Annotated in this window: 22 protein-coding genes and 1 other annotated feature; of the genes, 4 read left to right on the top strand and 18 right to left on the bottom strand. The window is 35.1% G+C overall.

The window, feature by feature from the left end; translation table 11 throughout:
• Positions 1-13: 13 nt before the first annotated feature.
• The 6 genes from AC4BC7_RS01050 to rpsB all read right to left on the bottom strand — a co-directional run bounded on the left by AC4BC7_RS01050 (position 14) and on the right by rpsB (position 5,256).
• Complete coding sequence (locus AC4BC7_RS01050; RefSeq protein ID WP_490503550.1) at positions 14-817, bottom strand: phosphatidate cytidylyltransferase; 804 nt, start codon at positions 815-817, stop codon at positions 14-16.
• Positions 814-1,614, bottom strand: a complete 801-nt coding sequence (uppS, locus tag AC4BC7_RS01045) for an undecaprenyl pyrophosphate synthase (protein WP_490503549.1) — start codon at positions 1,612-1,614, stop codon at positions 814-816. The genes AC4BC7_RS01050 and uppS overlap by 4 nt, the downstream gene beginning before the upstream one ends.
• Positions 1,615-1,799: 185 nt before the next feature.
• Positions 1,800-2,357, bottom strand: coding sequence for a ribosome recycling factor (gene frr, locus AC4BC7_RS01040; RefSeq protein WP_207940123.1), 558 nt, complete (start codon positions 2,355-2,357; stop codon positions 1,800-1,802).
• A 272-nt stretch (positions 2,358-2,629) separates the two neighbouring features.
• Positions 2,630-3,352 (bottom strand): UMP kinase, encoded by a 723-nt coding sequence (gene pyrH, locus AC4BC7_RS01035; RefSeq protein WP_207940122.1) that lies wholly within the window; start codon positions 3,350-3,352, stop codon positions 2,630-2,632.
• A 134-nt stretch (positions 3,353-3,486) separates the two neighbouring features.
• On the bottom strand, positions 3,487-4,368 hold the full coding sequence (gene tsf / locus AC4BC7_RS01030; RefSeq protein WP_207940121.1) for a translation elongation factor Ts: 882 nt from the start codon (positions 4,366-4,368) through the stop codon (positions 3,487-3,489).
• A 105-nt stretch (positions 4,369-4,473) separates the two neighbouring features.
• Positions 4,474-5,256 (bottom strand): 30S ribosomal protein S2, encoded by a 783-nt coding sequence (rpsB, locus tag AC4BC7_RS01025; protein WP_207940120.1) that lies wholly within the window; start codon positions 5,254-5,256, stop codon positions 4,474-4,476.
• A gap of 415 nt (positions 5,257-5,671) precedes the next feature.
• Here rpsB and AC4BC7_RS01020 point away from each other — a divergent pair, with 415 nt between their 5' ends.
• Together AC4BC7_RS01020 and AC4BC7_RS01015 are read left to right on the top strand one after the other, a co-directional pair.
• Positions 5,672-6,133: a GNAT family N-acetyltransferase gene (locus tag AC4BC7_RS01020; RefSeq protein WP_490503548.1), complete on the top strand. Its 462-nt coding sequence runs from the start codon at positions 5,672-5,674 to the stop codon at positions 6,131-6,133.
• A gap of 91 nt (positions 6,134-6,224) precedes the next feature.
• Entirely contained in the window at positions 6,225-6,689 is a 465-nt protein-coding gene (locus tag AC4BC7_RS01015) for an arginine repressor (protein WP_490503547.1), read from the top strand.
• A 69-nt stretch (positions 6,690-6,758) separates the two neighbouring features.
• On the opposite strand, the gene AC4BC7_RS01010 is transcribed toward AC4BC7_RS01015, so the two are convergent.
• The 8 genes from AC4BC7_RS01010 to AC4BC7_RS00975 all read right to left on the bottom strand — a co-directional run bounded on the left by AC4BC7_RS01010 (position 6,759) and on the right by AC4BC7_RS00975 (position 16,937).
• Positions 6,759-8,390, bottom strand: coding sequence for a DUF2334 domain-containing protein (locus AC4BC7_RS01010; protein ID WP_490503546.1), 1,632 nt, complete (start codon positions 8,388-8,390; stop codon positions 6,759-6,761).
• Between the two features lie 143 nt (positions 8,391-8,533).
• Entirely contained in the window at positions 8,534-10,225 is a 1,692-nt protein-coding gene (argS, locus tag AC4BC7_RS01005) for an arginine--tRNA ligase (protein WP_490503545.1), read from the bottom strand.
• A 73-nt stretch (positions 10,226-10,298) separates the two neighbouring features.
• Positions 10,299-10,492: a binding site (T-box leader), on the bottom strand.
• Between the two features lie 60 nt (positions 10,493-10,552).
• On the bottom strand, positions 10,553-11,560 hold the full coding sequence (argF, locus tag AC4BC7_RS01000; protein WP_207940115.1) for an ornithine carbamoyltransferase: 1,008 nt from the start codon (positions 11,558-11,560) through the stop codon (positions 10,553-10,555).
• A gap of 18 nt (positions 11,561-11,578) precedes the next feature.
• Positions 11,579-12,322: an acetylglutamate kinase gene (argB, locus tag AC4BC7_RS00995; protein ID WP_207940114.1), complete on the bottom strand. Its 744-nt coding sequence runs from the start codon at positions 12,320-12,322 to the stop codon at positions 11,579-11,581.
• Between the two features lie 12 nt (positions 12,323-12,334).
• Positions 12,335-13,531: a bifunctional ornithine acetyltransferase/N-acetylglutamate synthase gene (gene argJ / locus AC4BC7_RS00990; protein ID WP_490503544.1), complete on the bottom strand. Its 1,197-nt coding sequence runs from the start codon at positions 13,529-13,531 to the stop codon at positions 12,335-12,337.
• Between the two features lie 16 nt (positions 13,532-13,547).
• On the bottom strand, positions 13,548-14,576 hold the full coding sequence (gene argC / locus AC4BC7_RS00985) for an N-acetyl-gamma-glutamyl-phosphate reductase (protein ID WP_490503543.1): 1,029 nt from the start codon (positions 14,574-14,576) through the stop codon (positions 13,548-13,550).
• A 177-nt stretch (positions 14,577-14,753) separates the two neighbouring features.
• Positions 14,754-15,842, bottom strand: coding sequence for an acetylornithine transaminase (gene argD / locus AC4BC7_RS00980; protein ID WP_490504394.1), 1,089 nt, complete (start codon positions 15,840-15,842; stop codon positions 14,754-14,756).
• Between the two features lie 174 nt (positions 15,843-16,016).
• Complete coding sequence (locus AC4BC7_RS00975; protein ID WP_490503542.1) at positions 16,017-16,937, bottom strand: LysR family transcriptional regulator; 921 nt, start codon at positions 16,935-16,937, stop codon at positions 16,017-16,019.
• Between the two features lie 130 nt (positions 16,938-17,067).
• On the opposite strand from AC4BC7_RS00975, the gene metE reads away from it, so the two are divergent.
• Both metE and metF read left to right on the top strand, forming a co-directional pair.
• The gene (metE, locus tag AC4BC7_RS00970; protein WP_490503541.1) at positions 17,068-19,314 is read left to right on the top strand and encodes a 5-methyltetrahydropteroyltriglutamate--homocysteine S-methyltransferase; all 2,247 of its coding nucleotides are present in this window, start codon (positions 17,068-17,070) and stop codon (positions 19,312-19,314) included.
• A 4-nt stretch (positions 19,315-19,318) separates the two neighbouring features.
• The gene (gene metF, locus AC4BC7_RS00965) at positions 19,319-20,185 is read left to right on the top strand and encodes a methylenetetrahydrofolate reductase [NAD(P)H] (RefSeq protein ID WP_207940629.1); all 867 of its coding nucleotides are present in this window, start codon (positions 19,319-19,321) and stop codon (positions 20,183-20,185) included.
• 48 nt (positions 20,186-20,233) lie between these two features.
• Here the strand turns inward: metF and tsaD are convergent, their stop codons facing one another.
• The 4 genes from tsaD to tsaB are packed head-to-tail and all read right to left on the bottom strand — an operon-like array spanning position 20,234 to position 22,941.
• On the bottom strand, positions 20,234-21,250 hold the full coding sequence (tsaD, locus tag AC4BC7_RS00960) for a tRNA (adenosine(37)-N6)-threonylcarbamoyltransferase complex transferase subunit TsaD (protein ID WP_207940108.1): 1,017 nt from the start codon (positions 21,248-21,250) through the stop codon (positions 20,234-20,236).
• Positions 21,247-21,714 carry a ribosomal protein S18-alanine N-acetyltransferase gene (gene rimI, locus AC4BC7_RS00955; protein WP_207940107.1) on the bottom strand — a complete coding sequence of 156 codons (468 nt, stop codon included), beginning with the start codon at positions 21,712-21,714 and terminating at the stop codon, positions 21,247-21,249. Before rimI (AC4BC7_RS00955) ends, tsaD begins: the two co-directional genes overlap by 4 nt.
• Positions 21,711-22,244: a ribosomal protein S18-alanine N-acetyltransferase gene (gene rimI / locus AC4BC7_RS00950; protein ID WP_207940106.1), complete on the bottom strand. Its 534-nt coding sequence runs from the start codon at positions 22,242-22,244 to the stop codon at positions 21,711-21,713. The genes rimI (AC4BC7_RS00955) and rimI (AC4BC7_RS00950) overlap by 4 nt, the downstream gene beginning before the upstream one ends.
• Complete coding sequence (tsaB, locus tag AC4BC7_RS00945) at positions 22,228-22,941, bottom strand: tRNA (adenosine(37)-N6)-threonylcarbamoyltransferase complex dimerization subunit type 1 TsaB (protein ID WP_207940105.1); 714 nt, start codon at positions 22,939-22,941, stop codon at positions 22,228-22,230. Before tsaB ends, rimI (AC4BC7_RS00950) begins: the two co-directional genes overlap by 17 nt.
• Positions 22,942-22,949 lie beyond the last annotated feature (8 nt).

Raw genomic sequence — 22,949 nt, 5'->3', positions numbered from 1 at the left:
TTCGTTTCTTTGATTAAAATACGCCTAAAAGACTCATAATTGGAAATACAAATAACAAACTATCAAAACGATCTAAAATACCACCGTGTCCAGGTAAAATCGTTCCTGAATCTTTAACTTTATAATGACGCTTAATAGCAGATTCTACTAAATCACCAAATTGACCGACAATAGAAAAAATAATGGTTAGTAAAATCATAACAAATGAATTATAGCCAAAATAGTCGCTTCCATGAAAAATTGCTAGATACACTGCTGCAACAACCACGGCACTTAAAATGCCACCGAGAGCACCTTCTACTGTTTTATTAGGCGAAATTTCTGGCCATAGCTTATTTTTACCGTACTGTCTTCCGACCATGTATGCGCCAATATCGGTTGCCCAAACAATAAACAATCCAAAACATAGAACAATTAAATTTTCTATACGTGCATTAACAAAACTTTCAAAACCTACACCAGTATACAAACTAACAATGACTGGAAACGCTGCTTCATCAATTGTATACGTATTTTTTGAAATTACTGAAATTCCCAATAATAACATCACAATCAAATAAAACAACATAAATTTATCAGTTTTTTCTGGTAAAAAAACAAACCATTCTCTAGGTAAAACTAAAATGACTGCACCCAGTCCTGAAAGTACACCTTCAAAGCTTAACATCGCTAGTCCTTTCATGCGGAATAGCTCATACACACCTACAACGGCTAACGCTGCGCCTAATAAAGCAACTGAAACACCGCCAAAATCAAAATAAATGATTGGTAAAAATAGTGCTAGCGCAACAACAGCTGTAATCACACGTTGTCTCATTTTTTCTCCTCCTTATGTTTCAACCCGCCAAAACGGCGATCTCTATTTTGAAAACTAGCAATTGAAGTTTCCAATAATAACTCGTTAAAATCTGGCCATAAAGCGTCAGTGAAAAATAATTCACTGTAAGCAATTTGCCAAAGAAGAAAATTACTAATACGCTCCTCACCACTGGTTCGAATTAACAGTTCTGGATCACGCAATTCAACTGGTAGAAAACCCGTCATTAAATGTTTAGCAATCATCTCTTCATCAATCAGCTCAACATCGCCTGAGTTATCAGCAACTTCCTGATAAACGTCTTTCACAGCGGAGACAATTTCAGCTCGACTACCATAATTTAATGCAAAATTCAAAATCATACCTGTATTGTTTTTGGTTTGTTCAATGGCTCGTGCTACAGCATCTTGCGTATGGATAGGTAAAAATTCTTTGTAGCCCATCACATTGACACGAACATTCTCTTTAATTAATTCAGGTACAAAAGCATCAAAAAAATCCACCGGCAGCTGCATCAAAAAGTCTACTTCTTCTGTCGGACGTTTCCAATTCTCTGTCGAAAACGCATAAAGAGTTAGTACTTTTACACCTAGATGAGAGGCATGTTTGGTAATTTTTTTGACTGTTTCCATTCCTTCCTTATGCCCCGCTACTCGAGGCAAACGACGGTTTTGGGCCCATCGTCCATTTCCATCCATAATAATTGCTATATGCTTGGGGATCGGTAATTCTTTTTGAAACTCAAACTCCCCTTCTTCCTGGATGTATTTGTTCTTTTGTGGAAAAAAACGTAGCATCTTGTTCTCTCCTATCATCCCAATTTAAAAAATTCATCCTTTACATTATAGCAATAATAAGAAATATTGCCTATCAAAAAAAGAAGTTCCGTTCATTTATTAATAGAAAACGAATAATTTCAGCTGTTTTTTAATAGAATAATAAAAAAGGTGAAACTATTTTTTACATAGTCTCACCCAAAAAATTAAACTTCTAATAGTTCTTTTTCTTTTTCTGCTGCGATTGCATCTAAGTTTTTGATGCTTTCGTCTGTTGCTGCTTGAACTTCTTTTTCTGAATCTTTCAAATCATCTTCTGTAATTTCGCTTGCTTTTTGTTGTTTTTTGTATGCATCGATTGCATCACGACGAGCATTACGAACAGCAACTTTTGCATTTTCAGCTGCTTTTTTAACATCTTTTGCTAATTCTTTACGACGTTCTTCTGTTAATTGAGGAAGCACTAAACGAATCACATTTCCGTCATTTGTTGGTGTAATTCCTAAATCAGATGCCATAATTGCTTTTTCAACTTCTTGTAATATTGTTTTATCAAATGGTGTAACCATTAATACACGCGCTTCTGGGATTGTAATTGAAGCCATTTGATTTAATGGCGTTGGTACACCATAATAAACGACTGATACGCGGTCTAAAAGGCTAGCATTCGCACGGCCTGCACGAATTTGTCCTAAATCACGTTGTAAGCTATCTGCTGCTTTTTGCATCTTTTCTTTTGCTTCTGTTAAAATTTGATCTGCCATTTTATTTCCCCTCACTAATAATTTCCAAACGTTTGCATGGAAACCCTAAATTTTATTTTAGAATAATTTCTTTGCACAAAACTTGATAAATAATGCCCTCATTTTGCGTAAAATATCGTTTATTAATGAAATACTCAAGCTTTGCCAATATCTTTATTATACGTGATTATCGGTCGAATATACAACCTTAAACCATTAAAAACTCAATTCTTCTATTTTTTAATTTTAAAAAAATCGTTAACTACCTTGTGAGTAATTAACGATTTTTCGTATTATTTTCCACGCACAGTTGTACCAATATTTTCGCCTAAAATAGCACGTTGAATATTGCCAGCTTCGTTTAAGTTAAATACAACTAATGGAATATCGTTATCCATACTTAAAGAACTTGCAGTAGAATCCATTACTTGCAATCCTTTAGCAATCACATCCAAATGTGTTAATTCTTCAAACTTAACCGCATTTGTATCTAATTTAGGATCGGCAGAGTAGACACCATCAACATTATTTTTTGCCATTAAAATAACATCAGCATTAATTTCAGCTGCTCTTAATGCTGCAGTTGTATCTGTTGAGAAATAAGGATTTCCTGTTCCTCCAGCAAAAATAACTACGCGTCCTTTTTCTAAGTGACGTTCGGCACGACGACGAATATATGGCTCTGCAATTTGGCGCATATCAATGGATGTTTGCACACGAGTTGGCACACCAGCATTTTCTAATGTATCTTGTAACGCTAATGCATTCATTACTGTAGCAAGCATCCCCATATAATCTGCTTGCGCACGTTCCATGCCCATTTGTGCGCCAATTTGTCCACGCCAAATATTTCCACCACCAACAACGATAGCTAATTCTACGCCTAAATCATGAACTTGTTTCAACTCTTTAACAATTTCTTGAATAGTTGGTGGTTTAATACCAAACCCTTCATCTCCTGCTAAAGCTTCCCCACTTAATTTTAAAACAACACGTTGATATTTTGGTTTTACCATGATGATTCCTCCGTAAATTCTCTATTCCTAATAGTAGCAATCTGCTCAGCTATGAGCGTCTTATTGATTAATCTAATTTTGCTTAAAAAAAGGGAGCGCATTTCCATGCGTTCCCATCTGCTCTAGGAACAGATTTATTTATTTACTTGGCTCATAACTTCTTCTACAAAGTTATCTTCACGTTTTTCGATACCTTCGCCCACTTCAAAACGAGTGAATGATTTCACAGTAGCGCCTTTTGAAGCTACATATTTAGCTACTGTCATATCTGGATCTTTAACGAATGGTTGGTCTACTAATGAGATTTCAGCTTTAAATTTATTTAAGCGTCCAACTACCATTTTTTCAACGATATTTGCTGGTTTGCCTTCATTTAATGCTTGTTCAGTTAATACTGATTTTTCATGATCTAATTCTTCTTGAGGAATTTGAGATTCGTCAACATAACGAGGGTTGATTGCTGCAACGTGCATAGCTACGTCTTTAGCAACTTCTTCATCAGTTGTTCCTTCTACAACAGTTAATACAGCGATACGTCCACCCATGTGTAAGTATCCACCGAATGCTGCGTTATCTTCTTTTTCAACAACGTCAAAACGACGGAAGCTGATTTTTTCACCAATTACTTGAGTAGCTTCAATCAATGCATTTTTGATCACGCCAGTAGAAATTTCTAATTCCATTGCAGCGTCCATGTCAGCTGGTTTGTTTACAGCTACAGCTTCAGCGATTTCTTTTACTAAAGTTTGGAATTTTTCGTTTTTAGAAACGAAGTCTGTTTCAGAGTTTACTTCTACGATTGCAGCAGTGTTTCCATTAACTGCAACTGCAGCTAAACCTTCAGCAGCGATACGGTCATTTTTCTTAGCAGCTTTTGCCATACCTTTTTCACGTAAAAAGTCAACTGCTTTATCGATGTCGCCTTCTACTTCTACTAATGCTTTTTTAGCATCCATCATACCTACGCCAGTCATGTCGCGTAATTCTTTTACTAATTTAGCTGAGATTTGAGCCATTTTTGAATTTCCTCCTGAAATATATGTTAGTTTTTTAAAAAAAGCTGTTTCAAAGGAGAGTACGGCTTTTCGCCTAGCCTTTGAAACAGCTCCGTCGTTTAAAAATTATTCAGCTGATGCGTTGTCGCCTTCTACTACATCAACAATTTCTTCAATTGAAGTTGCAGCTTCTTCAGCTACGAAATCTTCTTCAACTACTTGATCTTCACCTTGGTTGCCTTCGATGAAAGCATCTGCCATTTTAGAAGTAATCAATTTAACGGCGCGGATAGCATCGTCATTTGAAGGAATTACTACGTCGATTTCGTCTGGATCACAGTTTGTATCAACCATAGCAACGATTGGGATATTTAATTTGTGTGCTTCTTGAATTGCAATACGTTCTTTACGAGGGTCAACCACGTACATTACGTCTGGAATTCTTGGCATATCAGCGATACCACCTAAGAATTTTTCTAAACGTTCACGTTCTTTGTTCAAACCAGCAACTTCTTTTTTAGGTAAAACATCAAATGTTCCATCTTGTTCCATTGCATTGATTTGTTTCAAACGAGCAATACGTTTTTGGATTGTTTCCCAGTTAGTTAAAGTTCCACCTAACCAACGGTGGTTTACATAGTATTGACCAGCGCGGATAGCTTCTTCTTTGATAGCTTCTTGAGCTTGTTTTTTAGTTCCTACGAACAATGCGATTCCGCCATCTTCAGCGACTTCTTTCATGTAATCGTAAGCAGCATCTACTAATTTAACTGTTTTTTGTAAGTCAATGATGTAGATTCCGTTTCTTTCTGTGAAGATATATTTCTTCATTTTTGGGTTCCAGCGACGTGTTTGGTGACCAAAGTGTACGCCGGCTTCTAGTAATTGTTTCATAGAAATTACTGCCATTTTGTGTTTCCTCCAATTTGGTTTTTATTTTTTCCCTCTCCTACTTCATAGCTCTTTGGAGAACTGATTTTCAGCACCGCTCCGCAGATAAAGTAAGATGTGGATTGTTGACACAGCAATATTTTATTAAAGTGCCTCAACTATTATAATATGACACAAAAATAATTGCAATCTATTTACAAATCTTTTTGAGCCATCTGTAATTATATAGGATTGGACAACGCTTTTCAACTAAAAGCTTTTAGATTACTAGCATATATTATCTTTTTGCTACTATTTTTCATCAGATGCGAATTTTTCTTTTTTATAAAATATGTTTTCTTAGTTCGCTTGTATCTCATTATTTGTTTATATTAAGATTAAAAGACTGCTGATATGTTATAATTTTTATTAGTTGAAAATGGAAGGTGATTGCATGAAACAAATTGAAATTGTTACGTACGAAGAAAAATATCATGATGATTTTAAACGGTTAGGATACGAGTGGCTGGAAAAATATGTCACCGTTGAACCAGAAGATATTAAAATTTTAAATTCTCCTAAAGAGGTTATTTTAGATACAGGCGGCTGTATCTTTTTTGCAAAATATCAAAATGAAATAGTCGGCACTGTTTCTTTGATTAAAGTAGATGAAACAACTTACGAGTTAGCAAAATTAGCAGTAACAGAAAAATACAAAGGGCTCAAACTAGGAAACTTACTAATGGAAACAGCCATCCAACAAGCCAAAGAACAATATGCAACGAAAATTATTTTGTATACAGACCATAAATTAGCTACGGCACTTGCGCTTTATCAAAAATTTGGTTTCCAAGAAATTCCTATGATTAATAACAAATATATAGATTCTGATCTCATGATGGAATTATCTATTTAATTCTCAATTTTACACACCTTAAAGCTATCTATTTTAAGTATCTTTTGCTATGATAAGAAATGAATTTATATGCAAAAAGGAGCTGAATCATGTGCGTAAAGCGGATCGCCATGTATTAATTAAACAACTTGTGAATAACCATACCATTCGTACACAAGAAGAGTTGTTACATCTTTTAGAAAAAGAAGGAGTAACTGCAACTCAAGCAACCATTTCACGTGATATTCGTGATTTGCAAATTGTGAAATCACCAGATGGAACTGGACAAGCAAAATTTGAGTTGTTTCAAGAAAGTCAAGGTCAAAAAGAAGAAACCGAAAATCAACGCTTAACTCATATCATTCAGGATGTGGTAACTAAAGTTGACCGTGTACAATTTTTAACATTAATTAATACAATTCCTGATAATGCCCCTATCTTATCTGCAGCCATTGATGAAGTTTCAATGAAGGAAAAAATCTGTACATTAGCTGGTTTTGACGTTGTGGTTGTTATCTCGCGTACCGAAGAAGATGCACAAGTTATCGAAAATTATTTCAAAACACATGCTGTCTAATAAAAATACCCGACGATAGAATACGCTTTCTATCACCGGGTATTTTTTTTAACCGCTAGATATCACCTTTTAATTTCTTTTCTTAAAAAATAAGACCAGAATCCCCACAAATACCACAATACCTGCGATACCATAATACATGAACTGTTTCTTGTGTGTGTTTAATTGTGAAACATCTGTGTGATTAACACGAACTTGACCTTTTTGCGAAGTAATTAAATAGTCCTCTATTTGAACTTGATTGTTTTCTTCTTTCAAATCTAACCATGTGGCTTGTTCTGCCGATTCTAATATACTTACTACTTTTTTTAATCCATCCAATCCTAAATAAGGATGATAAAACGCTGAAATATAAGCTTGACGATAATTGGAAAGCACGTGTACCCGTCCTTCCATAGCAGAAAATGCTTGTTTATCCCCTTCTTCAATAAAACCAAGTGTCTCTGGATAAACAGTCATACCGTGTAAAAAGGATGGTTGTGAGACATATGTCGGCTGATATTCGCTTTGATAAGTTTGATCCGTTAATTGAAGACGTCCAATATATGAACTAAAGTGTTTTGCAACAACTTCATATCCTTGTTGAGAAATAGCATAATGTGGCGCTTCAAACCCTAGCGGATATAAACCTTGCTCAACTAGTTCAGATACACCTTTAGTGATAGCTTCTTCTATATAGCCTCTTTCAAATTCTTCTCCAGATTTTATAAATTCTTGGTATTCTTGTTCCGTTGAAAAATCACTTTGTTTTTTTGCAGGTGCTTCATCCTCTTGATAAATAGGTCGGTCATTTTCGACATCCCAAAATTCAAAGCCTTCACCTGTTTCCGAACTGCGATATTGATGTTTGTAACCGTGTAAGATAATGCTTGCTCCGTTTTCTTGCATGTATTTGAGCGTATTTAATAATTGGGGTGAATCAGAAAAATGAATCGTCTCACCATCTTTATTCGTATATATAGGAATAACCGCCACCATGTAAGGAATATTTTTGTCCTTTAAATATTCTGCTTGCTCGCGTAATTGCTGGGCATCTACTTTGGGATGAACATCTTCCAAACGTAAATAACGAACAAATCCTTGTTGACTTTCACCTAAAAAATCATATAGAGAGTCTGCTACTAATGGACCAAATGGCGCAAACATTGTTTCTGCAGCAAAAAAATAATTCCCATCATTTTGAACGATTAAAGGTACTTGCTGTTCTTTTTCAAAGGTAGCCAACGCTTTTTGCTCAACCTCATCTTTTGATGCTTGCACATGATAAATAATCCTTTGTTCAGGTAATTTTTGAATGAAATCGGCTAAAATAATCTGATCAACCAATAGCTCGCCTTCTATTTGAAATACGTTCATTTTAGCCAATTGCTCTGCATTATGGCCTATCACATAAAGCTTTCCCTCAAATGTGTCTAATGCTTTTTTTGTTTCTAAAGAAAAAGTCGTTTTGTCTAATCCAAAATAAATAATATGTGAACTATTTTGAATTGCATCACTTTGGATGTCTGATTCATTAATAAATTGATAGTTTATATTAAATCGACCTAAAATAGTATCTAACATGCGTAATTCATTTAGCTTTTGCTCGTCTTTTGTTGAATAAATGACTAAAACGTCTTGTTTTACATTTTCTTGAGCAAAAATTTCTTTAGAATAAAAAAAGCAGATTGGTATTAAAAAAAATAATATTATTTTACGCATCCGTTTCTCCCTCGACAATAGTATTGACTAAATCTATAATACATCCAAATTAAGTTTTGCATGATTTTAAATAATTGTCCATACAAAAAAAATTATGCCATAAATTTGTTTAAAAACAAACTTATGGCATAGACTATTTTTACTTACATTTTTTCTGGTGCATGTAAACCTAAGAGACGTAAATCTTCTTTTAACAAGACAGTAACAGCAAAAACTAACGCTAAGCGCGCTTCTTTTTGCTCGTCTTCTGCTAAGATTTTCGTATTGGCATAATATTTGTTAAATGCTTGTGCCAATTTAATTGAATGTTTCGCAATAACAGATGGCTCATACTTATCTGCTGCTTGTTGGATTGTTTCTGGGTAACGTTGAATTAATTTAATCACTTCCCAGCTTTCTTCATCATTTAAAGCATACGTTTTGGTTTCGTCTGGTGTAAATGCAGCTTTTGCTAAGATACTCATCGCACGCGCATGTGCATATTGAACATACGGTCCTGTTTCACCTTCAAAACGAACAACTTCCTCTAAAGTGAAGTCAAAATTGTTTAGACGATCATTTTTCAAATCATGGAAAACAACTGCGCCTACCCCTACTTGTTTAGCTACTTCTTCTTTATTTTCTAAAGTTGGATTTTTTTCACTAATTTGTTCTTTGGCTGAATCAATTGCTTCATTCAATACTTCTTCTAATAAGACAATTTTCCCTTTACGTGTGGATAATTTTTTACCATCTTTGGTAATTAAGCCAAATGGAATATGATACATATCATCAGCCCAATCAAAGCCCATTTCTTTTAATACAGCTTTTAATTGTTTGAAATGATAACTTTGTTCATTCCCAACAACGTATAATGATTTGCCAAAATTATACGTACGTTTACGATATAACGCAGCGGCCATATCACGTGTAATATACAATGTTGCACCATCTGATTTACGAATTAATGCAGGATTCAAGTCGTAATTCGTTAAATCAACAATCTCTGCACCTTGGTCTTCTTTTAATAAATGTTTTTCTTCTAACATTTCAACAACTTCATCCATCTTGTCGTTGTAGAAAGCTTCGCCATTTAATGAATCAAAAGATACTTCTAACATGTCATAAATTTTGTTAAATTCTTTCATTGATTCATCGCGGAACCATTGCCATAATGAAATAGCTTCTTCATCGCCATCTTCTAATTTTTTAAACCATGCACGTGCTTCATCTTCTAACGCTTTATCTTCTTCAGCTTTTTCATGGAATTCTACATATAAACGCAATAATTCAGTGATGGGTTCATTACGAACAGCTTCTTCTGAACCCCATTTTTTATAAGCTACAATTAATTTCCCAAATTGTGTTCCCCAATCTCCTAAGTGGTTAATACGAATTGGTTGGTAGCCTACTTTTTCTAAAATAAAGCCAATTGAATTCCCAATGACAGTTGAACGTAAATGTCCCATTGAAATTGGTTTAGCAATATTAGGAGAAGACATATCAATTGGGACACTAGCGTTGTTTCCTTCGCTACTATCACCAAAATGATTTTTTTCTTTTACAACGGTTGCTAAAACGTTTTGACTAATTACTGCTTTATTCATAAAGAAGTTTAAATACGGTCCAACTACCTCAATTTTTTCAAATGATGAACCATCAATTTTTTCAGCTAAATCAGCAGCAATTTGTTGTGGTGCTTTACGGTAAACTTTTGCCAAGGCAAATGCCGGAAAAGCCACGTCTCCATGATCGGCTGATTTGGGGTTTTCTAATAGCTGTTGAACTTGTTCTAATGACAAATCTTCTTTGACCACATCAAAAATTGCTTTTGATACGATATCTTTGTTATTCATAAATTATTTCCTCCTAAAGTAGTCTCATTGATTTTTATGCGACAGCAAACAAAAAGTCTCTAGTGTAAAAAACACTAGAGACGAGAATTCCCGCGGTACCACTCTGATTGTTCGACAAATCGAACCCACTTTATCTGATAACGGTAGATGCCGTTTGCTTAGCAAATTTTCACAAGTGCGCTTCACTTCTCTTCTTTATTTCGGCTTCCACCTTCCCGAATTCGCTAGTAAAAAATGAAAAGTTACTCTCTTGATCACTAAATCATGTATGAAATGTACACTGATTATAGCAAATCTTTTTTTATTGCGCTAGTCTTGTGTTTAATTTTAACTATTCGGAATAAATAAATGTCCTAAAGTTGCTGCCATAACCGCTTTAATTGAATGCATGCGATTTTCAGCTTGTTCAAATTGTTTGGCATGTTTACTACGGAAGACTTCATCGGTTACTTCCATTTCACTTAGATTGAATTTTTCTTGAATATCTTGACCGTAATCTGTTTCTGCATCATGAAAAGCAGGTAAACAATGCAAGAAAATGACTTGCTCGTTTTTGGTTTTCTCAATCATCATTTGATTCACTTGATAAGGAAGTAATAATTCAATTCGCTCAGCAAATTTATCTTCTTCACCCATTGATACCCAGACATCGGTATATAAGACATCAGCGCCTAAAACGCCTTCATCTACATTGTCTGTCACCAAAATTTCAGCACCTGATTGTTGCGCATACTCTTTTGCCAAAGCAATTAATTGTTCGTCAGGATGCAATTCTTTTGGTGCAACAATTCGCACATTTGTCCCTAAAATAGCCCCAGTGACTAACAATGAACGTGCCACATTGTTACGACCATCGCCACAATAAACGAGATTAATGCCTTTGACTTTTCCAAAGCTTTCTTGAATCGTTAGATAGTCAGCAATCATTTGTGTTGGATGCCATTCATCAGTGAGACCATTCCATACAGGGACACCCGAATGTTCAGCCAATGCTTCAACTACTGCTTGACTGGATCCACGAAATTCAATCCCATCAAACATACTACCCAACACTTTTGCCGTATCTTCCACGGATTCTTTTTTACCCAATTGAATATCATTTGCGCCTAAAAATTCTGGATGAGCGCCTAAATCGACCGAAGCCACTGTAAAAGCTGCCCGTGTTCGCGTTGATGTTTTTTCAAACAATAAGGCAATATTTTTCCCTTCTAAATAACGATGTGTAATCCCTTGTTTTTTTAGTTTTTTCAAATGCTGGGATAAATCAATTAAATACTGTAATTCTTGTTGTGTAAAATCTTTTTCTGCTAAAAAACTTTTCCCTTGAAATTCCATCGTTTTCCTCCGTTCAGTTCAACCTACAGCTACTTTTATTTCTGTTCCAAATGAATCAATCGTATTACTGATAAAGACTGATTTCACGCCTGCTAACAGCGCTTTATGTGCACTGTCTAATTTTGGTAACATGCCACCTGTAACTACTTTTTCTGTTTTTAATTGAGAGATTTCTGCTACAGAAATTTCTTTTAGCCATTCAGATTCTTTTTTTATTCCTGGAACATCTGTTAATAGATATAACTTTTCTGCTTTAATACTTGCCGCAACTTTACAAGCTACTTCATCAGCATTGATATTTAACCATTGTCCTGATTCAGTAATCCCTAATGGCGCAATGATGGGAATGTGATGTTTTTCAATTAAGGTATTTAAAAGCTCGCTGTTCACTGCCGTCACTTCACCAACAAAACCTAATTTTTCTTCATCAATAATTTTTCCTTGAATCAATTGATCACAACCAGCATTCATACCTAGTGTAGGAAAACCTGCTTGTTGAAAATGAGTGGTAATCATCGGCTGTACTTGTCCTAATAAAACCATTCGCGTAATTTCTAATGTTTTTTCAGAAGTAACACGTAGTCCTTGCTTCACTTCTACTTTAATTCCTAAAATATCCATCATTTTAGAGATATAGTGTCCCCCTCCATGAACAATAATCACACGATAACCTTGGTTTTGCCAAGAAGAAATTTTTTGAAAAAAAGCATCATTTAAGTTATCTGAAGCAACGCCGCCCATTTTTACTACGATTGTTTTCATATTCATTTCCTCCTATGTGTGATAAAGTGCATTGATTTTAACGTAGTCATACGTCAAATCACAGCCCCATGCTTGTCCAAATGCATCGCCTTCATTTAGATAAACAGCGATTTTAATCTCTTCTTCACTTAAATTATCTTCCATTTGTTCTACATCAAATCCAAGTGGTTCACCCGCTTTAAATACTGGAATCCCTGCAAGCTCAATCGTTACGTTTGTTGGGTCAAATTCAACGCCACTATAACCAATCGCACATAAAATACGTCCCCAGTTTGGGTCTTTTCCAAAAATAGCTGATTTTACTAACATTGAACCAACAATTGCTTTTGCAATCATTCGAGCATCGCTAGCTGTTTTTGCTCCAGTTGCATCTACTTCAATTAATTTAGTTGCCCCTTCGCCATCTTTCGCAATTAATTTGGCTAATTCTGTCAAAACGATTGTTAGCATTTCTTTAAATTGTTGATAATCGGTATTTTTTTCAGTGATTTCTTGATTTTTAGCTAATCCATTTGCCATCACAACGACCATATCGTTTGTCGAAGTGTCACCATCCACTGTAATTTGATTAAACGTTACTTCTGTTAATTCTTTTAATAAGTCTTGCAACAACGTAGATGAAATCGCCACATCTGTAGTAATAAAGCCTAACATAGTTGCCATATTGGGATGAATCATCCCTGAACCTTTACTACAACCAGAGATTGTTACTTGCTTACCATCAATGACTGCTGTAATAGTGATAGCTTTTTCAGTCGTATCTGTCGTTAAAATGGCTTTTTGAAAATTTTCTGGTTGTTGTTCTGTCGATTGATCTAACAATTCAATGCCTGCTACAATTCTTTCCATGGGTAATTGATGTCCAATCACACCCGTGGAAGCAACAGCCACTAATGAAGCATCAATCCCCAATTTTTCGCTGGCTAACTGTTGTATTTGTTGCGCATTCGCAAAACCTTCTTCACCCGTACAAGCATTGGCATTTCCTGAATTAACAATAATTCCTTGAATTTTACCACCTTGTATAACTGCTTTACTTAATTTAATAGGAGCTGCCTGTACTTGATTCGTTGTAAAAACCCCAGCAACACTCGCTGGTACTTCTGAATAGATCCAACCTAGATCTAATTTTTTTCTTTTTAATCCACAATGAATGCCATCCGCATAAAAACCAATTGGACTAGCAATTGTACCTTTAATTTTTTCCATTTAGTTCACTCGCTCCTTACGGGAACAATGGGACTTGCGTTAAACCGCAAGTCTCTTCAAGTCCCGCCCATAAGTTAAAATTCTGAATTGCCTGACCAGCAGCACCTTTCATCAAATTATCGATGACTGCCACTACAGTTAATGTTTGATTTTCTTCGTTTACACCAAAACCGATATCACAAAAGTTTGTTCCTGTTACTTGGCGTAGTTCTGGTAAACAGCCAGTTGGTTGTACTCGGACAAACGGTTTGGATTGATAATGTTTATCAAATGCTTGTTGGATTTGTTCACTTGTTACGTTTGGTTTGATTTTGGCATAAAGAGTCATAAAAATACCACGCTTAATTGGAATCAAACTCGTTGTAAATTGAATCGTTGATAAATTTGAATCAAATGTTTGTAAAAATTGAATAATTTCTGGAATATGTTGATGTTGGTTTAATTTATACATTGTCATATTTTCGTCAACTGTCACGTAATGACTACTATCTGATAATTGTTTACCTGCACCAGATAAACCCGATTTCCCATCCAAAATAATGGTATCTAAATCAATAAGTTGTTCTTTAAGTAATGGCACCAAAGAAAGAATCGCTGCCGTAGCATAACAGCCTGGGTTCGATAATAAATTTCCTTTGATTGCTGAAAATTCTGGTAAAGCATAGATTGCTTTATCTACGATATCTTGAGTAGTGGGGTCTTTTTTATACCACTTTTGATAACTCTCTAAATCCTTTAAACGAAGATCGCCAGATAAATCAATAACTGGAAAATCTTGTGCCACAAATTCATGGACTAAGTCTTTACTAATTCCTGAAGGAGTAGCAAAAAAGACAATATCATTATTTTTCATGATTTTTTCTGCATCGTATGCTTCAACTTCTTGCTCACAAAGCTGTTGTAGATGTGGATATAACTCTGAAATTGAGTTTTTATGCATCGAGTGACTATGTAAGGTCCCCAATGTCAATGAGGGGTGTTGATGAATCAAACGCACCAATTCTATTCCTGTATATCCTGTCACACCAACGATTGCTGCTTTCATCCTCTTCACTCCTTCTATAAAGTAATTAGAATTATAGAGAGTTATTCGTTAAAGGTCAATGGTTTTTTATAAAAAAATATGTATTTTTTTGTAAATATATGTAAAAAGACGAATATTGACTACATTTTTATACAAAAAAGAGTTATTTTGCGTATATATACAAAACAACTCTTTTTCTTATTTTTCTAAAACCTTAGTTAATTTTTCAAGTCCTAAAGTAACCTCTTCTTCAGAAATAATTAATGGTGGTAATAAACGTAAGGTATTAGCACCTGCCCGTAGAGCTAACAATCCTTCTGCTTCTAAATCTTCTACTATTTCAGCAACAGAAATATCCGGTTGAAGTTCAATACCAATCATTAATCCTTTCCCACGAATTTCACTAATTTTGTCTGACTTAATTTTATTTAAACCAGCAAATAATTGCTGACTTCTTTGTTGACTAGCAACCAAAATCTCCGAAGACAAACTATCTAGGATTTCACTTGCTACGACCATTCCTAATTTATTTCCGCCAAAGGTTGTACCGTGACTACCTGGGCCAAAAGCTTCACCTAAAGCCGTTTTTCCTAGCATTGCTCCGATTGGAAAACCATTGCCTAATCCTTTTGCTAACGTAAAAATATCTGGCTCAATGCCAAATTGTTCAAAAGCAAATAAACTACCCGTCCGGCCAATTCCAGTTTGGACTTCATCAACAATCAATAGAATCTTTTTCTCTTGACACAGTGTAACAATCTGCTGAATCCATTCTTGGTTAGCAACCGTTACGCCACCTTCGCCTTGAATGAGTTCAAGCATAATCGCTGCTGTCTGATCTGAAATTTGCTCTTGTAATGCTGAAAAATCATTATAAGGAACATATATAAAACCAGGAACTAATGGTTCAAATCCAGTATGAATGGCTGACTGTCCAGTCGCTGACATAGCACCATATGTTCGTCCATGGAACGAATTGGTAAACGTAATAATCTGAGATTTACCTGTTGCTTTACGAGCTAATTTAATCGCTGCTTCGTTTGCTTCTGCCCCCGAATTACAAAAGAATGCTAAATAATCTTTTTCTTGAATCAATTTTTCTGCAACAACTTCTTGTAAATGATTTTCATAAAGATTAGGCGTATGCCAAATCTTTTGCGCTTGCTCTGCTAAAACTTGATTTAAGTGAGCTTGATTATAACCTAAATTCATAACTCCAATTCCACTGGTAAAATCTAAATATTTTTTTCCATGATTATCGGTAACGTAACAACCATTGCCTTCCATAATCTCAAAAGGTTTTCTTGCATAATTTGAAAATAAATAATTACCCACTATCCATCACTCCTAATTTGTATTAAAGTATCGCCTCTAGCTCTTCTTAAGAAACGCATATTTTATTAATTAGACGGCATCTTTTGAATAAATATACACTTATTATCCAAATTAAGCAACTCCTCTTTATAAAATTTCAAAGCCATATCCCTGAATATGGTCTTCTAACATTTGTAGATATTGTTGAGCGATTGGCGATAATTCCTTTTGTTTATGCTTTAAATAGCCAATCGTCATTTCATCTTTGATATTTAAAGGGACAGCAATAATCTTGTCATCATTTAATTTTTTGCTTAAAACTCCTGAACTAATTGTATAACCATTCACTCCCACCATTAAATTAAAAATAGTTGCCCGATCACTCACTTTAATATCTTTTCGATGCTCTAAGGTACTTAAAATTTCTTCAGCAAAATAAAATGAATTACGTTCGCCTTGCTCATAAGATAAATAAGGATAATCTTCTAAATCCGATAATTCTACTAAGTCTTTCTGCCCTAAAGGCGAGGTATTACTTACAAAAACATGCGGTTTCGCATGAAAAAGAGGTTGAAAAACTAATTCGCGCTCTTTAAAAAGCTTCATCATAACTTTTTCATTAAAAGAATTTAAATATAAAATACCTAATTCACTTTTAAAATGACTTAAATCCTCTAAAATATTTTCAGTCTCTGTTTCTCGCAATTTAAACTGATATTCTTCTACATCTAAGCTATTGATTAATTCGACAAAGGCATGGACAACAAAAGCATAATGTTGTGCTGAAACTGAAAAAGTTTGCTTACGAGGACGTGTATCTTTATATTTTTCTTCTAATAATTGAACTTGATCCATAATCTGTTGTGCATAGGACATAAACTCACGTCCTTCTTCTGTCAAACGGACACCCGTCTTACTTCTAACTAAAATTTGAATATTCATTTCATTTTCTAATTCTTTAATCGCGCTAGACAAGCTTGGTTGTGTCATATACAAGGCTTTAGCCGCTTCATTCATTGAACCCAACGCGACAATTTTTTCTAAATATTCTAATTGTTGTATCCTCATCATTACTCCTCCTTATATAAACCCTATATGTTATAGATTTTATTTATAACCTACCATAGAAATCTTCACTTATCCAATCTTTTTCTTTCATGATACATTATCTTCAACACAAAAAAAGGAGTGTTGGTTAATGACAACAACAATTATCGGATTTCCTCGTTTAGGCGAATTTAGAGAATTAAAATTTGAAACAGAAAAATATTTTAGAAATGAAATTTCCGCAGAAGATTTAAAAGCTTTTGCGAAAGATTTACGCAAGAAGCATTGGAATGTTATCAAAGAAGCTGGCATCGATCAAATTCCAAGCAATGATTTTTCTTTCTATGATAATACATTAGATACATCGGTTTTATTTAATATCATCCCTAAAAAAGTGAAAGACTTAGATTTTGATGAGCTAGAAGAATATTTTGCCTTAGCCCGTGGTTATCAAGGAGATAAAGGTGATGTTCATGCCTTGCCAATGAAAAAATGGTTCAACACAAATTATCATTATTTAGTGCCTCAATTTGAAAAAACAACCAAAATTCAATTAAATACAACTAAAATTGTCGATGAATTTATCGAAGCAAAAGAATTAGGAATTATTACTCGTCCAGTAATCTTAGGACCATTTACGTTATTGCAATTAGGTCAATACCACGATGGCACAACAAGTGCAGATTTTTCGGCAGATTTATTAGCAGCTTATCAAGAAGTATTTTCAAAATTAGCTGAAGCTGGAGCAGAATGGATTCAAATTGACGAACCTGGTTTAGTTTTAGATTTAACAGCTGATGATATTGCTCGTTTTAAAGAGTTTTATCAAACATTACTAGCAAATAAACAAGGATTAAACGTCTTATTACAAACTTACTTTGGTGATATTCGTGATATTTATGAAGAGGTCATTGCTTTAGACTTTGATGGCGTTGGTTTAGATTTTGTTGAAGGCAAAGAAACACTAAACCTAATCACGAAAACATCTTTCCCAGAAGATAAAATATTATTCGCTGGTGTGGTAAATGGTAAAAATATCTGGACGAACAACTATACAAGTACCTTTGATTTATTAGCTAAATTACCAAAAAATGTAGTCTTAACAACGTCATGTTCTTTGTTACATGTTCCATATTCTGTTGAAAATGAAGTTTTCTCAGACGAAATCAAGCAATATTTTGCTTTTGCGAAAGAAAAATTAGCAGAATTAGTGGCTTTAGACAAAACCGATCAAGCAGCAATCGAGAAAAATAATCGTATTTTCAAACAGGAACGAATTACTGCTAATAAGGCCTTACAAGAAAAAATTACGCAACTAACAGACGCTGATTTCGTTCGTTTACCTGCATTTGCAGAACGTGAAGCTTTACAAACTGATTTATTACAATTGCCAACATTACCAACAACAACCATTGGTTCCTTCCCACAAACAAAAGAAGTTAAAATTACGCGTGGGAAATTTAAACGTGGTGAAATCAATCAAGAAGAATACGATGCCTTTATTGCGAAGAAAATCGATGACTGTATTACTTTCCAAGAAAAAGTTGGCTTAGATGTTTTAGTTCATGGAGAATTTGAACGTAATGATATGGTTGAATTCTTTGGTGAAGCGTTAGATGGGTATCTTTTCTCTAAAAATGGTTGGGTACAATCTTATGGAACTCGTGGTGTAAAACCACCAATCATTTGGGGCGATATTGCTCGTTCAAAAGCAATTACCGTGCAATGGTCTAAATACGCACAAAGTAAAACGGATCAAATTGTTAAAGGAATGCTTACTGGTCCTGTAACGATTTTAAACTGGTCGTTCACACGTGAAGATATTTCTATTAAAGAAAGTACCTACCAATTAGCTCTTGCCATCCAAGAAGAAGTTTTAGATTTAGAAGCAAATGGCATCCGCATCATCCAAATTGATGAAGCTGCCTTACGTGAGAAATTGCCTTTACGTCAAACAGACTGGTACAGCGAATATTTAGACTGGGCTATTCCAGCATTCCGTTTAGTTCACAGCAAAGTGCAACCAGAAACACAAATTCATACACATATGTGTTATAGCGAGTTTGAAGATATCATTAAAGCGATTGATGATATGGACGCTGATGTTATTAGTTTTGAGGCTTCTCGTTCAAACTTAGCCTTATTAGATGCCTTAAATCGTAATAATTTCCAAACACAAGTTGGACCTGGTGTTTATGATATTCATTCACCGCGTATTCCATCAATCGAAGAAATTAAACAAACTATTGGTAAAATTTTAGAGAAAATCCCAACAAATAAAGTTTGGGTAAATCCTGACTGTGGATTGAAAACACGTGGTGAAAAAGAAACCTATGCTAGTTTAGAAAACTTAGTATTAGCTGCCAAAGAAGTACGAGAGGAGCTTGTGAATGACTGATAATGTGGAGAGGCAACGTCCTTCCCTTTCTTTTGAAATTTTTCCACCAAACACCAAGTCGTCAAACGAGCTACTTTTAGACACACTAGATGAATTGCAGGACTTAGGTCCGCATTTCATCAGTGTGACTTGTAGTAATAAAAATGCTGATTTAAAAACGACTACGTTGAAATTAGCAGGTTACATTCAAAAAAACTTGAATGTGCCAAGTATCGCTCATTTAACAGCAGCTTATTCCTCAAAAGAAGATATTCGGGAAGCAATTAATATTTTAAAACGCTCTAACACGAATCGAATTTTAGCCTTACGTGGTGATATTTATGCAGATAAACCACCTTTGGAAGATTTCAAACATGCAAGCGATTTAATTCATTTTATTAAAGAAGAAGAACCCACTTTCCAAATTAGTGGTGCATGTCATCCTGAAGTTCATCCTGAAGCTAAAAATCGCGTAGAAGATTTACAAAATTTAAAGAAAAAAGTAGATAGCGGCTGTGATGATTTAATCACACAATTATTTTTTGATAATGATACTTTTTACCGCTTTCGTGAAAACTGCGACATTGTAGGTATTGATGTCCCCATTTATGCAGGGATTATGCCCATTGTTAACCGTAACCAAGCGCTACGATTAATAAAAACAACTAAAACTGCGCTACCACGTAAATTTATTGCTATTTTGGAAAAATATGAACACGATCCAGAATCATTGCGAGCGGCAGGGTTAGCTTATGCTATTGATCAAATTGTCGATTTAGTTACACAAGATACAGCTGGGATTCATTTGTATACAATGAATCAATCTCAAACAGCACTCAATATTTATCGTGCGACCAAAACGCTATTTAAGGAAGAAGTAATTGTTGTTTAGATAAAAAGAACAAGCCTAATCAACTAGACTTGTTCTTTTTATCTGATTCTATTTTTTTACAGGAAATGCTAAACTTGGAACAGCATTTAAGGACATCTTCGCAAAGTTGCCTTTCGCTAGTTCAACATGCGCAGCTGCGCCAATCATCGCAGCATTGTCACCACACAAACGTAGCGGTGGGACTACTAACGTAACATCTGGTAATTGTTTAACAGCTTCTTCTAACGCTTGTCTTAATCCCTGATTAGCTGCTACTCCCCCAGCAACAATTAACTGTTTGACTGGATATTGCTGGCACGCATGTATGGTTTTATGAACAAGTACATCAATGACACTTGCTTGAAAACTAGCCGCTAGGTCCTCTGTCGATAATGCTTCACCACGTTGCTCAGCATTATGCACTAAATTAATAAAGGCACTCTTCAAACCGCTAAAGCTAAAATCAAAATTATCCTCATGAATCATAGCTCGTGGAAAATGATAGGTATCTTTTCCAATATGAGCTAAACGATCTATCTCTTTCCCACTTGGATAGGGTAAACCTAAAACACGCCCCACTTTATCATATGCTTCTCCTGCGGCATCATCGCGTGTTTCTCCAACAATTTCATAAGACCCGTCTTCTTCCATCAACACTAATTCCGTATGTCCACCACTAACTAATAACGCCATTAATGGAAATTCTAATGGTTGAACAAAACGTGCTGCATAAATATGCCCGGCCATATGATTGACTGGAATCAATGGTAATTGATGCGCCCAAGCAAAGGCTTTTGCTGCTGCTATTCCAATTAATAATGATCCCACTAAGCCTGGACCTTGTGTCACAGCCACAGCAGATAATTCTTCAATTGAAATTTCCGCCTCAGCTAGTGCTTCTTCAATACATAACGTAATTTGTTCAACATGATGACGGCTAGCCACTTCAGGAACAACACCGCCAAAACGTTGATGACTTTTAATTTGTGATGCAACAATGTTACTTAAAATTTTAGCACCATTTTCAATGACTGCCACGCTTGTTTCATCACAACTGCTTTCAATTGCTAAAATCAATTCTCTCATTTGACCAACGTTGGCCTCACTTTCTTTATCATAATCAATGCATCTTCTGTAGGTGCTTGGTAATAATTTTTTCTTCGAGCAATAATCTCAAACCCATGACTCAGATATAAATTTTGAGCTGAAAAATTAGAAACTCGGACTTCTAATAAAATCTGAGCAATTTGCTCTTCATTCGCCACTCGGAATAACTCTTTTAATAACGCCGCACCGTATCCTTGTTTTTTCTCTTGTGTATGCACAACTAAATTAAAAATCTCCATCTCATCTAAAAATTGATGATAGCCTAAAAAACCAGCAATATACCCTTTTTCTAAAATCAGATAGTCACTTTGCTCATTATGGATATCTTCTATAAATTGCGCCATCGTCCATGGTGAACCATGCGTATAACTTGTTTCTGCTAATTGATGTAATTCAGACGCTAATGTTGTTGTTTCGAAAAAATGTTTACTTGTTATCTTCATTTTAATTCTTTCACCATATCTAAGGCATCTTCCTTGCCTTCACTATAATATTCCGTCAAAACTTGACGTGTTGTATATCCTAATTTTGTATATAGTCGTTGGGCATCTACATTGCTGATACGCACTTCTAACGACATTGTTTGACACGCATACTGATTAGCAAACTTTTCCGCTTCCATCAATAAATAATTACCCAAACCTTGATTTTGATAATCAGGAATCACGGCAATATTCGTAATATGTGCATCTGTTGCAACCACACGGATACCAATAAATCCAATAATTTGGTTATTGCTAACGATACATAAATAACGATGACTATGCACCGAATACAATTCGGACAAAAAAGCGCCTCGATGCCACGGTTGATAGTCTTTATATACCAACTGTTGGACACGCATCAATGCCCTAATATCTTTTGGAAAAACCTCACGAATTTGATAAACACTTGCATCAATGGTAATTGTTTTTTCTTGATAGCCACTTTGTTCACGTAAAAAAGAAAGAAAAGTCTTAAATCTTTTCAACATAACTTTCTTCTCCAATTTCGTGGGTTTCCAACCATTTTTCTTCTGCTTCCACACGTTTTAAGTAGTTTGGCAAGAAAGGATGGCTTGCTACAGTAGGTGCTTGTTTACCAAGCTCAGACAGTGTAACGCCACTTGGGTAATTCCAGGAAATAATCGAATTACAAATGGCATTGGGTAATGTCTCTGTAATGATTTCTTGAAATTTTTGAACATCCTCTCCTACAAAATAGACTTCCTGTCCTTCTAATTGAGCCAATAATGTAGCTAACGCAATGTGCTGATCTGCCAAAACGTTCACTAATTGTCCATTCTGCCATTGATAGGCTCCTGCATAAACATTTTGACGACGAGCGTCAAAAAGAGGAACAATCCATTCTTTTCGTCCATAACAGTTGCCCGCAATTGTTTTTAGGCTAGAAATACCGACTAATTCAGTTTTTAACGTATTTGCCAATGTTTTGGCGGTTGTCACACCAATGCGTAAGCCTGTATACGAACCAGGACCTTGTGCCACAACAATGCGATCAAGCTCTTGGGGCGTTAATTCAAGTTCTTTCATCAATGTCTCAATAGCAGGCATCAACGTTTTACTATGATTTTTATTGACAGTTGTTTGCAATTGTCCCAACAGACGATTGTCATCGGTAACAGCGACTGCCATGGTTTGATTAGATGTATCTATTGCAAGTATCTTCATGTTTATTC

It is taken from the genome of Enterococcus sp. AMC1623 (genome assembly GCF_058216495.1).
This window is presented reverse-complemented; position numbering and strand designations above follow the sequence as displayed.

Bases quoted from the DNA above. Each gene is read 5' to 3' on its own strand.
- argD (WP_490504394.1), bottom strand. From the start codon at position 15,842: ATGGAAGGCAATGGTTGTTACGTTACCGATAATCATGGAAAAAAATAT.
- AC4BC7_RS00975 (WP_490503542.1), bottom strand. From the start codon at position 16,937: ATGAGGATACAACAATTAGAATATTTAGAAAAAATTGTCGCGTTGGGT.
- tsaB (WP_207940105.1), bottom strand. From the start codon at position 22,941: ATGAAGATACTTGCAATAGATACATCTAATCAAACCATGGCAGTCGCT.
- pyrH (WP_207940122.1), bottom strand. From the start codon at position 3,352: ATGGTAAAACCAAAATATCAACGTGTTGTTTTAAAATTAAGTGGGGAA.
- argJ (WP_490503544.1), bottom strand. From the start codon at position 13,531: ATGGAAAAAATTAAAGGTACAATTGCTAGTCCAATTGGTTTTTATGCG.
- tsf (WP_207940121.1), bottom strand. From the start codon at position 4,368: ATGGCTCAAATCTCAGCTAAATTAGTAAAAGAATTACGCGACATGACT.
- rpsB (WP_207940120.1), bottom strand. From the start codon at position 5,256: ATGGCAGTAATTTCTATGAAACAATTACTAGAAGCCGGCGTACACTTT.
- argS (WP_490503545.1), bottom strand. From the start codon at position 10,225: ATGAATAACAAAGATATCGTATCAAAAGCAATTTTTGATGTGGTCAAA.
- rimI (WP_207940106.1), bottom strand. From the start codon at position 22,244: ATGTTGAAAAGATTTAAGACTTTTCTTTCTTTTTTACGTGAACAAAGT.
- metE (WP_490503541.1), top strand. From the start codon at position 17,068: ATGACAACAACAATTATCGGATTTCCTCGTTTAGGCGAATTTAGAGAA.
- tsaD (WP_207940108.1), bottom strand. From the start codon at position 21,250: ATGAGAGAATTGATTTTAGCAATTGAAAGCAGTTGTGATGAAACAAGC.
- AC4BC7_RS01010 (WP_490503546.1), bottom strand. From the start codon at position 8,390: ATGCGTAAAATAATATTATTTTTTTTAATACCAATCTGCTTTTTTTAT.
- uppS (WP_490503549.1), bottom strand. From the start codon at position 1,614: ATGCTACGTTTTTTTCCACAAAAGAACAAATACATCCAGGAAGAAGGG.
- argB (WP_207940114.1), bottom strand. From the start codon at position 12,322: ATGAAAACAATCGTAGTAAAAATGGGCGGCGTTGCTTCAGATAACTTA.
- argF (WP_207940115.1), bottom strand. From the start codon at position 11,560: ATGGAATTTCAAGGGAAAAGTTTTTTAGCAGAAAAAGATTTTACACAA.
- AC4BC7_RS01050 (WP_490503550.1), bottom strand. From the start codon at position 817: ATGAGACAACGTGTGATTACAGCTGTTGTTGCGCTAGCACTATTTTTA.
- argC (WP_490503543.1), bottom strand. From the start codon at position 14,576: ATGAAAGCAGCAATCGTTGGTGTGACAGGATATACAGGAATAGAATTG.
- frr (WP_207940123.1), bottom strand. From the start codon at position 2,357: ATGGCAGATCAAATTTTAACAGAAGCAAAAGAAAAGATGCAAAAAGCA.
- AC4BC7_RS01020 (WP_490503548.1), top strand. From the start codon at position 5,672: ATGAAACAAATTGAAATTGTTACGTACGAAGAAAAATATCATGATGAT.
- rimI (WP_207940107.1), bottom strand. From the start codon at position 21,714: ATGAAGATAACAAGTAAACATTTTTTCGAAACAACAACATTAGCGTCT.